We start from the raw sequence: 13,714 nt of genomic DNA, 5'->3' as shown, positions 1-13,714 counted from the left end.
TTCTCTAGGTAAAACGGGGAGAAGCAGCCGTTTTTTCTTCGGTAAAGCGATCTTGGCATGGTTACTGCTCGAACAAGGGCAACGGCATTTAGCCATAAAAAAAAACGAGTAAAAAGGAGGTAGTTGTGAGTGGAATAAGGCAAATTGCATTTTATGGAAAAGGAGGAATAGGCAAATCGACGACTTCTCAAAACACCCTGGCTGCATTGGCCGAGATGGGACAAAGGATATTGATTGTCGGATGCGACCCTAAGGCGGATTCTACAAGGCTCATTCTTCATTCCAAGGCCCAGGATACGATTCTGCATTTGGCCGCTCAAGCCGGCAGCGTTGAGGATCTGGAAATCGAAGACGTGATGAAAATCGGGTACCGAAATATCCGCTGCGTAGAATCGGGTGGACCGGAACCGGGTGTGGGATGCGCGGGTCGTGGTGTCATCACCTCCATCAATTTCTTGGAAGAGAACGGCGCCTACGAGGACATCGACTATGTATCCTACGACGTTCTTGGGGATGTCGTCTGTGGTGGATTTGCCATGCCTATCCGGGAAAACAAAGCCCAGGAAATTTATATCGTTATGTCGGGAGAAATGATGGCGATGTATGCGGCAAACAACATATGCAAAGGGATATTGAAATATGCCAATTCAGGAGGGGTAAGACTTGGAGGGTTGATCTGCAACGAAAGAAAAACGGATAGGGAATACGAACTTGCTGATGCCTTGGCAAAGAGACTGGGGTCGAAGCTGATACATTTTGTTCCCAGGGATAATGTTGTTCAGCATGCCGAATTAAGAAGAATGACGGTCATTGAGTATGCTCCGGAAAGCAAACAGGCCGATGAATACCGCACCTTGGCCAGAAAAATCCATGAAAATGCAGGCAAAGGGGTGATTCCAAAGCCTGTGACGATGGATGAACTCGAAGATCTACTTATGGAATACGGGATCATGAAGAAAGAGGACGAGAGCTTGATCGGAAAAGCCAAGGTAGAAGAAGAAGCTGCTGTGTGTGTTTGATTGCGACGATGGAAGATCGAACCCCTCGTTCTGAACTTGGAGAGGGGTTCGATCGAATCCGGGGAAAATGATTTTTTTTTGGAAATAAGAAAAGGAAAAAAGAGAGAGGAGAAAGCTTATGAGTCTGACGATCGATAGCGGACAAGCGTCCAATCTAAAAGAAAAAAACAAGGCCCTCATCAAGGAAGTCCTTAAAGCCTATCCAGAAAAGACGGCAAAGAAGAGAGAAAAACATCTCAACACGTTTGAATCGGGCAAGACCGATTGTGGAGTCAAATCGAACATTAAATCTTTACCCGGGGTGATGACCATAAGAGGGTGTGCGTATGCAGGCTCCAAAGGGGTAGTATGGGGACCCATAAAAGACATGATCCACATCAGTCATGGCCCCGTGGGTTGCGGGCAGTATTCTTGGGCTTCACGAAGGAACTATTACATCGGGACTACCGGGGTTGATACCTTTGTAACCATGCAGTTTACGACGGATTTCCAGGAAAGGGACATTGTTTTTGGAGGGGACAAAAAACTGGCCAAGGCTCTTGAGGAACTCCAACAACTCTTTCCCCTCAATAAAGGAATTACCATTCAGTCCGAATGCCCCATCGGGCTCATTGGAGATGATATAGAGGCCGTGGCTAAGGCCAAAAGTCGAGATTTCGGTGGGAAAACAATTGTGCCTGTCCGTTGCGAAGGCTTCAGAGGGGTTTCTCAATCCTTAGGCCATCATATAGCCAACGACAGTATCCGGGATTGGGTATTGGAAAAGACATCTGGAAGAAAAGAGGATTTCCAGGGTAGTCCCTACGATGTGGCTATTATCGGCGATTACAACATCGGAGGAGACGCTTGGTCTTCGCGGATACTCCTTGAAGAAATGGGATTGCGGGTCGTAGCACAATGGTCGGGTGACGGCAGCTTAAAGGAATTAGAAAGGACGCCTAGAGTCAAGCTCAACATTCTCCATTGTTATCGGTCGATGAACTATATCAGCCGATACATGGAAGAGAAATTCGGCATCCCTTGGGTAGAATATAATTTTTTTGGGCCGACGAAAATTGCCGAATCCTTGAGAAAAATTGCCGGCTTCTTTGACGATAAAATCAAGGAAGGAGCCGAAAAGGTTATCGAGAAGTACAAGCCCATGGTCGATTCCGTAATCGCCAAGTATAGGCCTCGGTTGGAAGGTAAAAAAGTGATGCTTTTTGTGGGAGGACTAAGGCCAAGGCATGTGATTGGAGCTTATGAAGATTTGGGAATGGAAGTGATCGGAACCGGATATGAATTTGGTCATAACGATGACTACCAAAGAACAACCCATTATGTGAAGGATGGGACCCTTATTTATGATGATGTCACCGGTTATGAATTTGAAAAGTTTGTCGAAGCGCTTAAACCCGATCTTGTCGGTTCGGGAATTAAAGAAAAGTACGTTTTCCAGAAAATGGGTTTTCCCTTTCGCCAGATGCATTCCTGGGACTATTCCGGTCCTTACCATGGTTACGATGGTTTTGCCATCTTTGCTCGGGACATGGACATGGCCATTAACAATCCGGTCTGGAAAATGACTGCTGCTCCATGGAAAACAAAATCTTAAAAGGGCGATTAAACTGAACCACCGATGGAGGAAAGGATTATGGAAAATATGGATGGAACTAAGAGCCAAAATGCGGAAAACGTTCTCGATCATTTTAACTTGTTTAGACAGCCGCAGTACTTGCGGATGTTCGAAAAGAAAAAGTGTGAATTTGAAAACCCAGCTCCCGCTGAAGAGGTGGAAAAAATTAGGGAGTGGACGAAGAGCTGGGACTACAGGGAAAAAAATTTTGCCAGGGAAGCTATTTCCATAAATCCTTCCAAAGCCTGCCAACCCCTGGGAGCCATTTTTGCGGCTGTCGGATTCGAAGGGACGTTGCCGTTTGTCCATGGCTCCCAGGGTTGCGTGGCTTATTTTCGAAGCCATTTCAGCAGGCATTTCAAGGAGCCTTCAAGTTGTGTTTCCTCGTCCATGACTGAAGATGCAGCGGTTTTCGGCGGTCTCAACAACATGATCGATGGATTAGCCAATTCTTATTCTCTCTATAAGCCAAAAATGATCGCCGTTTCGACGACTTGCATGGCTGAAGTGATTGGGGATGATCTTAATGCGTTTATAAAGAACGCCCGGGATAAAGGGAGTATTCCCATGGACTTTGACGTTCCCTTTGCCCACACCCCTTCTTTCGTCGGAAGCCATGTCACAGGCTACGACAACATGATGAAAGGCATTCTTAGTTATTTTTGGGACGGCAAAGCGCAGACTATTCCTCCCCTGCAGAGAAAGCCCGTGGATAGAATAAATATTATCGGCGGTTTTGATCCCTATACCGTTGGGAACATGCGTGAACTCAAAAGGATATTAAATCTGATGGGGGTCAATTACCTGATCATCTCGGATAATAGCGATGTGTGGGATACCCCTACGGACGGCACCTTCCGAATGTACGACGGGGGAACGAAACTGTCGGATATTTCCGAAGCCATCCATTCAAAAGCCACGATCTCGATTCAAGGATTTTGCACGGAAAAAACCCTTCCTTACATTGCCGAGAAAGGGCAAGAAACGACTGCTTTTCATTGTCCTATCGGGGTGCGTGCTACCGATGAACTGCTTATGGAGATCAGCCGGTTATCCGGTAAACCCATCCCGGAAGAACTTGAGAGAGAAAGGGGTAGGTTAGTTGATGCCATAGCCGATTCCACCGCTCATATCCATGGGAAACGTTTTGCCCTATTCGGGGATCCGGATATGGCCCTTGGGTTGACCGGATTCTTACTGGAACTTGGAGCCGAACCTGTACATGTGTTATGTACAAACGGGGGGAAGGAATGGGAGGAAAAAGCCAAGGCGCTTCTAAACTCTTCTCCATTTGGTAAAAATGGCAATGTTTATGCGGGAAAAGACCTTTGGCATATGCGCTCCCTTCTCTTTACCGAGCCGGTTGATTTTCTGATCGGTAATACCTATGCCAAGTACCTCGAGAGAGACACCGGCACTCCTTTAATCCGCATAGGATTCCCGTTATTTGATAGGCATCATCACCACCGTTATCCCATTTGGGGATATCAAGGTGGGTTGAATGTATTGGTATGGATCCTCGACAAGATTTTCGACGAGATGGACAAAAATACGATTGTTCCGGCGAAATCCGATTACAGCTTCGACATAATCCGTTAACGGTTGATTGGGGGAAAAGGGCTGCAAGGAGATGGTTAAATGAACGCTCTTTCGGCAAAAATCCAGGAAGTTTTCCAGGAACCCGCCTGCCAGAAGAACCTTTCTAAATCAGACAAGGAAAGGAAGAAGGGATGCACGAAAATACTGCAACCGGGGGCTGCAGCCGGAGGCTGTGCATTCGATGGGGCGAAGATCGCCTTGCAGCCTATTACGGATGTCGTTCATCTTGTTCATGGCCCTATAGCCTGTGAAGGTAATTCCTGGGATAACAGGGGCTCGAAATCTTCCGGTCCCCTGCTTTACCGCCTGGGCTTTACGACGGATATGAACGAAATGGACGTGATTTATGGAGGGGAAAAGAAGTTATTCAAAGCCATAAAAGAGGCGATTGAAAGGTATAAGCCCCCGGCCGTATTTGTGTATAACACATGCATTCCCGCGTTGATCGGGGATGACCTGGAAGCGGTCTGCAAGGCAGCAAAGGAAAAATTTGGAGTACCCGTAGTGCCCGTGCAATCCCCGGGTTTTGCAGGAAGTAAAAACCTTGGGAATAAACTCGCCGGGGAAGCCCTTTTGGACTACGTGATAGGGACTGAAGAGCCGGAAATAACGACCCCGTTTGATATTAACATCATAGGCGAGTATAACCTGGCGGGTGAATTGTGGCAAGTAAAGCCCCTTTTCGACAAGTTGGGTATTCGAATTGCGGCCTGCATCTCTGGAGATAGCCGATACAAGGAAATAGCGAGCTGTCATAGGGCCCGGGCGGCAATGCTTGTCTGCTCCAAGGCGATGATCAACATTGCTAGGAAGATGGAAGAACGTTATGGCATCCCTTTTTTTGAGGGCTCCTTTTATGGAATTTCGGATATGAGCGAAGCTTTAAGGAATATAGCGAGGCTTCTTGTGCAAAGGGGAGCCCCCGAAGAACTGCTTTCTCGAACAGAAATTTTAATCCGCCACGAAGAGCAGAAGGCTTGGCAAAGGATGGAAAGATACAAGAAGAAACTTTCCGGGAAAAGGGTCTTGTTAATAACAGGCGGGGTCAAGTCCTGGTCCGTTGTTTCCGCTTTACAAGAGGTAGGCATGATCGTGGTTGGGACGAGTGTCAAAAAATCCACTGCGGAAGACAAGGAAAGGATAAAGAAAATCATGGGTGAGGAGGCTCACTTGATTGAAGACATGACGCCGAAGGAAATGTACAAGATGCTCAAGGAAGCCCAGGCCGACATACTGCTTTCTGGTGGGAGATCCCAATTTGTAGCTTTGAAAGCCAAGGTCCCCTGGCTAGACATAAACCAAGAAAGACATCATGCCTATGCCGGATATGAAGGAATGGTTAACCTGGTTGATCAGATCGATCGGGCGTTAAGCAATCCGGTTTGGAAAGTAGTCAAGACCGCGGCTCCGTGGGACTAAGAAAGGTATGGCAAAAATAATCTCCAGCAAAAAAGCTTGTTCGGTAAGCCCTCTGAAGATGAGCCAACCTATCGGCGGGGCGCTTGCCTTCATGGGAATAAACCGGTGCATGCCGGTTCTCCATGGCTCTCAAGGCTGCACGGCCTTTGGCCTTGTCCTTTTCGTCCGCCATTTCCGGGAAATGATCCCGTTGCAAACGACGGCCATGAACGAAGTCACAACGATCATGGGAGGACTCGATAACATTGAACAGGCGGCGGTAAATATTTATAAAAGGGCAAAGCCTTCATTGATCGGGATCTGCTCAACCGGGCTTACCGAAACAAAAGGCGACGATGTGGAAAGTTATATAAAAATCGTCCGCGATAGGCATCCCGAGATCGACGATTGCAAGCTTGTTTATGTTTCCACTCCCGATTTTGTAGGGGCATTCCAGGATGGATGGGCAAAGGCTGTAACAAAAATAATAGAAGAGCACGTCGAAGCTTCTCCTCAAACGACAAAAGGTCAAATCAACATCTTGCCTGGTAGTCATCTGACACCGGCGGACATCGAAGAGATCAAGCAAATAGTCGAAGATTTTGGCTTGTCAGCCATTATCCTGCCCGATATTTCAGGTTCTCTTGACGGTCATGTTCCCGAGGATTTTTCACCAACGACAACGGGAGGTACCGAGCTTGGAATGATAAAAGAAATGGGAAAGTCGCTAGTTACCCTTGCTATCGGCGAACAGATGCGGGCAGCGGCTTTGACCTTGGAAATGAAGACGGGTGTTCCTTTTTATATTTTTGATCGTCTCACCGGCCTTAGCCCTGTTGATCTTTTCATGGAACGGCTCAGTGGTTTGTCGGGAAAACCTGTCCCGGGAAAATACCGCCGCCAGAGATCTCAGCTCGTTGATGCCATGCTTGATTGCCAATTTTATTTTGGAGGACTCAAAGTAGCCCTCGGAGCCGAGCCTGATCTATTATGGGCGATCGGGAATTTCATGGTTGAAATGGGAGCTTTACTTCCGGCGGCGGTGACGACCACTGACTCTGTTCTGCTCCATAACATGCCCTGTGAAGAAGTGGTGATAGGAGATCTGGAAGATCTGGAGATTAGGGCCCGAGGAGCCGATCTGATTCTCACCCATTCTCATGGAAGGGGAGCTTCTCAAAGGTTGGGCATCCCCTTGTATCGGATTGGCCTTCCCCTGTTCGATAGGGTGGGTGCGGCTCACCGATTGAACATCGGTTATAGAGGAAGCTCAAATCTTCTTTTTGAAATCGCAAATCTTGTTATTGAGCATCATGAAGCCAATGAAGGAGGCAAAGACAATCCCCTGCTGAATGCAAACCAGAAAGGATTCAATCATGAAAGTTGCTTTTGCAACACAGGATTTAACGAGAGTTGACGCCCATTTTGGATGGGCCAAAAACATCATGATCTACGAGGTGGATAAAGAGGGCTACCGTTGTTTGCAAACCGTGAGTTTTGACGGTGAGCTTAAAGAAGACGGCAATGAAGACAAGCTGGAGCCTAAGTTAGAAGCCATTAAGGATTGCTCGATACTCTATGTGGCGGCCATCGGGGGATCCGGGGCGGCAAGAGTGGTTGCCAAGGGCATACATCCCGTAAAGTCAAACCATGCTGAGTCCATTGAAGATATCCTCGTGAAGCTGCAACAGATTCTTAATGGAACGCCTCCCCCATGGTTAAGGAAAGCGATGAACAAGGGAAAAGAGAAGGTTTTTGATTTTGAAGAGGAATAGAAATGAAACTGAACGAAGTAAAAATGGATGATCAACTGCTGAGCGGCTTTATCGATGAACTGGTCAACCAGTATCGAGCCCAGGATACTTATGGGAACTGGGATGGAAAAAAGGATGAAGAGTTATTAAAAGATTATATTGTTGATGCGCAGAAGAGAAAAGAGATTCCCATCATCGGTGATCCTGATCCGGATGTTTTGTGGAGAGTTGAACTTTTTTTCAATGCTGTGGCATTGACCATCGAAAAAAGAACGGGTGTCCTTATCGTTCCCATGATGAGCATGCATCATGAAGGCTTTGGAAGGGTGATCCTTTTTGGAGGAAGGCTTGTCGTGATCAACAAGACTTTGCGTGATGTGCACCGGTTCGGTTATCCTACCCTCGAAAAATTGGCAGAGGCGGGAGCTAAATATGCCTCGATGGGTATTGAAATGATTTCGCGTTTTCCGGAAGTAGCAAGGTTCGAAGGTTAACCAAAAAACCTTTTTTGTGAGCCTTGAGCATCGATTGGAGGTTTTGCCGAAGTAGTCTGCGACGCCAAGCATGATTGGAGTTGTACTGGGTTAGTCTATCGACCTTAGAACTTATTGCGGCCGGTCCAAGGACAATAGCTGCCTCTACCTTTTTATTGCAAGCTTAACGAGGCGGGCTTTTTTATCTACCGTAATGGAGCATCCTCTTTGGTTTTCTTTGAGTATCCCGGAAGGAGCCTGGGAAAGCCCAAGGGAGGAAGAGAAGGGATAAAGGAACCGTTTTTTTGTGCTTGGATGGAGTTGTTTATGGAGCGGTGAGCCGGAAGCAACCTCCCAGAGACAACTTAAGGAAAGGGGGGCGGCCTTCTTTCTTTATTCTTGCTGGATGATCGATCGGTACCGAGAGCATTGCTTGAGATTAACGGGTAAATTATGGTTCTTGCTTAATAAAGGGATAAGGCACTATTATCTGCCGGTAAAAGGGTGAGTGCAAATTGAAGATATTGGTTACAGGTGGAGCGGGTTATATTGGAAGTATTTGCGTGGAAATGCTTCTCGGTAGGGGATATCGAGTCGTTGTCCTTGATAATTTGTCTGAGGGGCACCTGCAAGCTGTTGATCCGAGGGCTTTATTTATCCAGGGAGATCTTGCCGATCGAGAGCTCCTTTTTTCTGTTTTTGATTCGGAAAGACCTGAGGCTGTCATTCATTTTGCAGCCAAGGCCCTCGTTTCAGAATCAATGAATAGCCCTTCTCTTTATTTCCGGAATAACGTGGCTTTTGGGATTAATCTTTTAGATGCCCTGGTCAAGTTTGAAGTCAAAAGGATCGTATTTTCTTCAACTTGTTCTGTTTATGGTTGCGTGAATAAAATTCCCATCGATGAAAATGTCCCGGTACATCCTGAAAATCCCTATGGAGAATCAAAACTCCTTTTCGAAAAAATGCTCGAATGGTATAGGAAAATTCATGGGATCAGCCCGGTCATTTTTCGGTATTTTAATGCTGCCGGTGCAACCGCAAGCCATGGTGAACATCATAGAAGAGAGACCCACTTGATTCCACGGATCCTCCATGTGGCCCTTGGTCTTGAACCTCAAGTGGAAATCTATGGCAAGGATTATCCCACCGAGGATGGAACGGCTGTGCGGGATTATATCCATGTTGTCGATTTAGTGGATGCCCACATAAAAGCACTGGAACTTCCTTTTGAAGGGGTTTTTAATCTAGGAAACGCAAAGGGCTATTCGGTTCTCCAGATTATCGAGTTATCAAGAAAAATTACCTCGCAGCCCATTCCTGCAGTTTTTGCTCCCCGACGCCCCGGGGATCCTCCCATTCTTGTGGCCGATTTCAGCAAAGCCCTTGAAACTTTTGGCTGGAAACCGAAAAACGATATGAGTTCGATTATCCATAGTGCCTGGTCATGGCATAAATCCCATCCCCAAGGTTACTGCTGAGAAGCGGATCTTGCTTGGGGATCCAATTTGTCCCGTAACCATTCTCCAAAAACGTTTAAAGACCATAGGGCCAAGCTGAGGTATAAACCGGGAAAAAAAAGAAGCCACCAGGAGATTTTAATGGGATTAATCGTGTTGGCACCATCAGAAAGCAGGCTGCCCAGGCTGGATGTAGGGGGTTCTACGCCCAATCCAAGAAAACTAAGAAAAGATTCTTCTAAGATAACGGTAGGAATGGTTAGGGTGAGATACACGGCCACGAGTCCTGCTAGATTTGGCAAAATATGTTTTAAAAGGATATTCAAACTATTTTGACCTAGAACCTTGGCGGCTTGGACAAAAAGGGCTTCTTTTAAGACCAGCACCCGGCTCCTCACGACCCTGGCCATGGTTAACCATTCGACCAGTCCCAACCCCACTAAAAGGAGTATGATTCGAGAATAGGGAAGGAGATAACCAAGGTGAGCCTGGTAGAGAATAGCCCGTAGCGGTTTTTCGAACAAGGCGATCAGAACGATGACAAAAACGAGTACGGGTAAGGAATAGAGGAGATCGACAATCTGCATCATTATCCTTTCCACTTTGCCTCCGGCGTAGGCAGCTATGGCTCCATAGGAAACCCCGACCAAAAGGCTGATGAGAGATCCACTTAATCCAACGCTAAAAGAGATCCTTGCTCCGAATAATATCCTTACGAATAGATCTCTTCCATGGATATCCGTCCCGAATATATGACGGAGAGTAGGTGGATGGAGGCTTTCATCCGTAACCTGGGAAAGGGACTCGGGATATAACCAGGGACCTATTACGGCCAAAATGACGAGCAGAAAAAATGTCAGGAATGATTTGAGAGGGAATCTCCCATACCCTTTTCTTGTTCTAAAAGTATTCATTCTAGGACTATTCTCTTGTCGAAAAGAAGACATAGAATGTCGGCGACTAGATTAAAAGTGATGAGTAAAAGAGAATAAACCAGGGTAACTCCACTGACGAGGAAAACATCTCGGTTAAGAACTCCGTCCACGAAAAAAGAACCCATTCCGCTGATGCCAAATATCTGTTCAATAACCATGGAACCTGTCATCAAGTTGGCGGCCAATGGGCCGCAATAGGCGATGATGGGAGGGGCTGCAGCTTTCAAGGCATGAACGAATAGAATGCAGGGTTCGTTTAATCCCTTTGCCCTGGCTGTGCGTATGTAGTCAGAATGGAGAACTTCGAGCATAGCGCTCCTGGTTAACCTACAAACAACGCATCCATAGGGTATCCCGAGACAAAACGTAGGAAGGATAATTTTATCTGGGGATCCCCATCCTGCAGGAGGGAGAAGCCTCAAGAGAATGGCAAATATCAATACAGAAAGAGGGGCGAGTACAAAACTAGGGATAGAAATGCCTGCCAGGGTAATAGCCTGGGTAATTTTGTCAAAGGGACGGTTCCAGAACAAAGCGCTCAGGGAACCCATCGTAATGCCGAAAACAAGCGATAAAACAAAAGCACATCCTCCCAGTAGTATGGAGACGGGGAGGGTTTGTGCTATGATTTCGTTTACCGACCTGTTACGGTACCGAGTAGAGAGCATTAAATCTCCATGGGAGATTCGCAGAAGATAATTTTCATATTGTTCGAGCAGTGTTCCACTGAGATTGTAACGCGCCTCGAGTTCCCTGAGAATAGTGGGAGAAATATTTCTTTCTGAACTAAAAGGACTTCCCGGGGCCAGTCTAACCAGGAAAAAAGTCAGGGTGACGATTCCGAATAAGAGGAATAAAGAAGATAATATTCTCCTTAGGAGGTATATCCACATGGATATAGCATAATAACCGTCTTTTTATGAATCAAACTGAAATCGCCTTCGATTACTTGTACAATCTGCTTTTTATTGCCTTTTAGCCGGTCCTTATTTTTGTTTGTTCTCCTTGTCTAGTTCTTCTATGATTCTCAGCACCTTGTCGCCCCTATACAACGAATCGTCGATCTTAAAGGTTAATCGTGGCGTAAATTTGCTTTGGAGTCTTTTACCGATCCATCTTTGCCATTCGCTACGATGCCTGTTGAGTATATCCAGCAAGAGTTCGTCGGATATCGAGGCATCGAAAAGGCTCACAAAGATCGAAGCTTCTTTTAGATCTGCCGTTGTTTCAACCGAGGATATGGTTAAAACCAGCCCTTCGAGTTCTACCTCGCGTTGAAAACAAAAGGAAAGCTCCCTGCGGATAACCTCGGATACTCTGATCGCCCTTGAAGTCATGAGATCTCTCAGAAATAAAGATCCTTGTTAATAGTTTATTATAATTTTTGAGGGATCTTTTCCAATTGATAACATTGGATGATGTCATCAATTTCATAATCGTTGAAATTACCCAGCCGAATACCGCACTCCAAGCCCATCCTCACTTCGGATACTTCATCTTGAAATCTTTTGAGGGAAAGTATTTCTCCATCATAAATGGGTTGTTTAGCTCTCAAAATACGGGCTAATCCTCCTCGGACTATTCTTCCCGATTGGACCATGCATCCGGCTACCTTGTACTTGGATAATTCAAATACCTTTTTTACAATGGCCGTTCCAATAATGGTCTCACGCAGTTCTGGTTCCAATAGGCCCGACATGGCTTCCTTGATTTGATCTACAAGTTCATAAATCACGCTGAATAGCTTTATTTGAACTCCCTCTCTTTTGGCTAAGGAAGCAGCAGCCGAGTCTGTTTTCGTGTTGAATCCAATGACAATCCCCTTGGAAGCTTTGGCAAGCAGGATATCGGATTCGGATATAGAACCGACGCCTGAATGGATGATATCTAGATCCACTTTTGAGCTGGTAATTTTTTTGAGTTGTTCGGTTAAAGCTTCAAGGGAACCTTGGACATCGGCCTTAAGCACAATATTCAAGGTTTTTTTTTGGCCTTCTTCAATTGCCTGGAAAATGTTTTCAAGGGTAACCTTGGGAGCAAGGGACTCTTCACGAGCTTTTTTGAGGGATTCAATTCTTTCCTGGACGATCTCCTTGAGCTTCTTTTCGTCTTTTTCTACAACCAGTTCTTCTCCAGGCAAGGGTGCCCCGTCAAGACCTAAGACTTTCACAGGCATGGAGGGGAAGGCCTCTTTAATATTTTTTCCCCTATCATCGATAAGCGCACGCACCTTGCCATGGTAGGGACCGCAGAGGACGAGATCTCCAACTTTTAAGCGTCCCGACTGGACGATGACCGTGGCCGTGGGTCCTCTTCCTTTTTCAATTTGAGACTCAATGACTCTAGCCTTGGCATTTCCCTCGTAATCCGCTTTCAATTCCAGAATTTCACCTTGGAGCAAAATCATGTCGAGGAGATTATCTATGCCGATTTTCTTGGTGGCGGATACCTCGCAAAAGATTGTATTTCCACCGTATTCCTCTGGAACCAGGCCGATTTCCTGGAGTTGGGATTTCACTTTTAAGGGGTTGGCTCCAGGAAGATCAATTTTATTAATAGCCACGATAATAGGAACTTTTGCACTTCGAGCATGATTGATGGCTTCTAGGGTCTGGGGCATCACCCCATCATCGGCGGCGACAACCAGGACAACAATATCGGTAATGGAAGCCCCTCGGGCACGCATGGCCGTAAAGGCTTCATGCCCCGGAGTATCAATAAAGGTTACGGCTCTTCCCTCTTTCACGACCGTGTAGGCACCAATGTGTTGGGTGATGCCACCGGCTTCCTCGGCGGCGACTCGGGTTTGCCTGATAGCATCAAGCAAGGAGGTTTTCCCGTGATCTACATGCCCCATAAAAGTGACTACGGGAGCCCTCGGTTTAATATGAGATGAAGGTTGGGGAGGAGCCTCTTTAGCCTTTGGTTTCGGAGGAGGTGATAAAACAGAAGATTGGAGATGCCTTTCTTTTTTTTCTGTTTGAATGACGATGCCGAGCTTGTTGCAGACGGCCTGGATTACCGTTTCGTCAAGCAACTGGGTCATGGAAGCAAAAATGTTCATTTCCATCAGATGATGGATGAGCTGAAAGGGTTTAATGCCTATGAGGGAGGCTAACTCTTTGACCGTGACAGGCCCTTTTATAAAGATGGTTTTCTTTTCCGACTCCTGAGAATGGGCCGCCTGATCGCTGCCCTGCCCGGTTTTCGGCTCTTTTTTTTCAGGCTGTTCTGCTTGAGCCAGAGGGGGAGGAAAAGCTTCCTTTTTTTCTTCTTTTCTAGGCTTTTCTTTAATTTCATCGAGGACAACAACAGCCTTGGTTTTCTTCTCTTTGGGAGGAAGGGCAAAATCCACTTCCTTGGCAGGCTTTTTAGATTTATCTAAAGAAAGCCTGTTGGAAGAATTGTTATTGAGAGTCTTGAGTTCGGTGGATGAGGAGCTTTTTTTTGAATTCATGCAA

At 46.3% G+C, this 13,714-nt stretch carries 12 protein-coding genes; 8 read left to right on the top strand and 4 right to left on the bottom strand.

Features of this window, described 5'->3' with window-relative positions:
- Positions 1 to 125 precede the first annotated feature (125 nt).
- The 8 genes from nifH to galE all read left to right on the top strand — a co-directional run bounded on the left by nifH (position 126) and on the right by galE (position 9,339).
- The gene (gene nifH / locus MINF_RS08305; RefSeq protein WP_012464212.1) at positions 126 to 1,019 is read left to right on the top strand and encodes a nitrogenase iron protein; all 894 of its coding nucleotides are present in this window, start codon (positions 126 to 128) and stop codon (positions 1,017 to 1,019) included.
- Positions 1,020 to 1,137: 118 nt separating this feature from the next.
- The gene (gene nifD, locus MINF_RS08300; protein ID WP_012464210.1) at positions 1,138 to 2,613 is read left to right on the top strand and encodes a nitrogenase molybdenum-iron protein alpha chain; all 1,476 of its coding nucleotides are present in this window, start codon (positions 1,138 to 1,140) and stop codon (positions 2,611 to 2,613) included.
- 39 nt (positions 2,614 to 2,652) lie between these two features.
- Positions 2,653 to 4,233, top strand: a complete 1,581-nt coding sequence (gene nifK / locus MINF_RS08295; protein ID WP_202943637.1) for a nitrogenase molybdenum-iron protein subunit beta — start codon at positions 2,653 to 2,655, stop codon at positions 4,231 to 4,233.
- Between the two features lie 39 nt (positions 4,234 to 4,272).
- Positions 4,273 to 5,652, top strand: coding sequence for a nitrogenase iron-molybdenum cofactor biosynthesis protein NifE (gene nifE / locus MINF_RS08290; RefSeq protein ID WP_012464208.1), 1,380 nt, complete (start codon positions 4,273 to 4,275; stop codon positions 5,650 to 5,652).
- A gap of 7 nt (positions 5,653 to 5,659) precedes the next feature.
- On the top strand, positions 5,660 to 7,048 hold the full coding sequence (nifN, locus tag MINF_RS08285) for a nitrogenase iron-molybdenum cofactor biosynthesis protein NifN (protein WP_079200443.1): 1,389 nt from the start codon (positions 5,660 to 5,662) through the stop codon (positions 7,046 to 7,048).
- A complete protein-coding gene (gene nifX, locus MINF_RS08280; RefSeq protein ID WP_012464206.1) occupies positions 7,008 to 7,406 on the top strand; it encodes a nitrogen fixation protein NifX in 399 nt (132 codons plus the stop codon). The genes nifN and nifX overlap by 41 nt, the downstream gene beginning before the upstream one ends.
- 2 nt (positions 7,407 to 7,408) lie before the next feature.
- On the top strand, positions 7,409 to 7,879 hold the full coding sequence (locus tag MINF_RS08275; RefSeq protein ID WP_012464205.1) for a NifX-associated nitrogen fixation protein: 471 nt from the start codon (positions 7,409 to 7,411) through the stop codon (positions 7,877 to 7,879).
- A 494-nt stretch (positions 7,880 to 8,373) separates the two neighbouring features.
- A complete protein-coding gene (gene galE, locus MINF_RS08270; protein ID WP_012464204.1) occupies positions 8,374 to 9,339 on the top strand; it encodes a UDP-glucose 4-epimerase GalE in 966 nt (321 codons plus the stop codon).
- On the opposite strand, the gene MINF_RS08265 is transcribed toward galE, so the two are convergent.
- The 4 genes from MINF_RS08265 to infB all read right to left on the bottom strand — a co-directional run bounded on the left by MINF_RS08265 (position 9,330) and on the right by infB (position 13,710).
- Complete coding sequence (locus tag MINF_RS08265; protein ID WP_148205211.1) at positions 9,330 to 10,232, bottom strand: ABC transporter permease; 903 nt, start codon at positions 10,230 to 10,232, stop codon at positions 9,330 to 9,332. The two genes, galE and MINF_RS08265, sit on opposite strands and share 10 nt — an antisense overlap.
- Complete coding sequence (locus MINF_RS08260; RefSeq protein WP_048810295.1) at positions 10,229 to 11,146, bottom strand: ABC transporter permease; 918 nt, start codon at positions 11,144 to 11,146, stop codon at positions 10,229 to 10,231. The genes MINF_RS08265 and MINF_RS08260 overlap by 4 nt, the downstream gene beginning before the upstream one ends.
- Positions 11,147 to 11,239: 93 nt before the next feature.
- The gene (gene rbfA / locus MINF_RS08255; RefSeq protein WP_012464201.1) at positions 11,240 to 11,590 is read right to left on the bottom strand and encodes a 30S ribosome-binding factor RbfA; all 351 of its coding nucleotides are present in this window, start codon (positions 11,588 to 11,590) and stop codon (positions 11,240 to 11,242) included.
- A gap of 38 nt (positions 11,591 to 11,628) precedes the next feature.
- A complete protein-coding gene (infB, locus tag MINF_RS08250; protein ID WP_012464200.1) occupies positions 11,629 to 13,710 on the bottom strand; it encodes a translation initiation factor IF-2 in 2,082 nt (693 codons plus the stop codon).
- Positions 13,711 to 13,714 lie beyond the last annotated feature (4 nt).

The sequence above is a fragment of the Methylacidiphilum infernorum V4 genome (assembly GCF_000019665.1).
Taxonomy (GTDB): Bacteria; Verrucomicrobiota; Verrucomicrobiia; order Methylacidiphilales; family Methylacidiphilaceae; genus Methylacidiphilum; species Methylacidiphilum infernorum.
The sequence above is the reverse complement of the archived record's forward strand: the minus strand, read 5'-3'. Positions and strand labels throughout refer to the sequence as shown.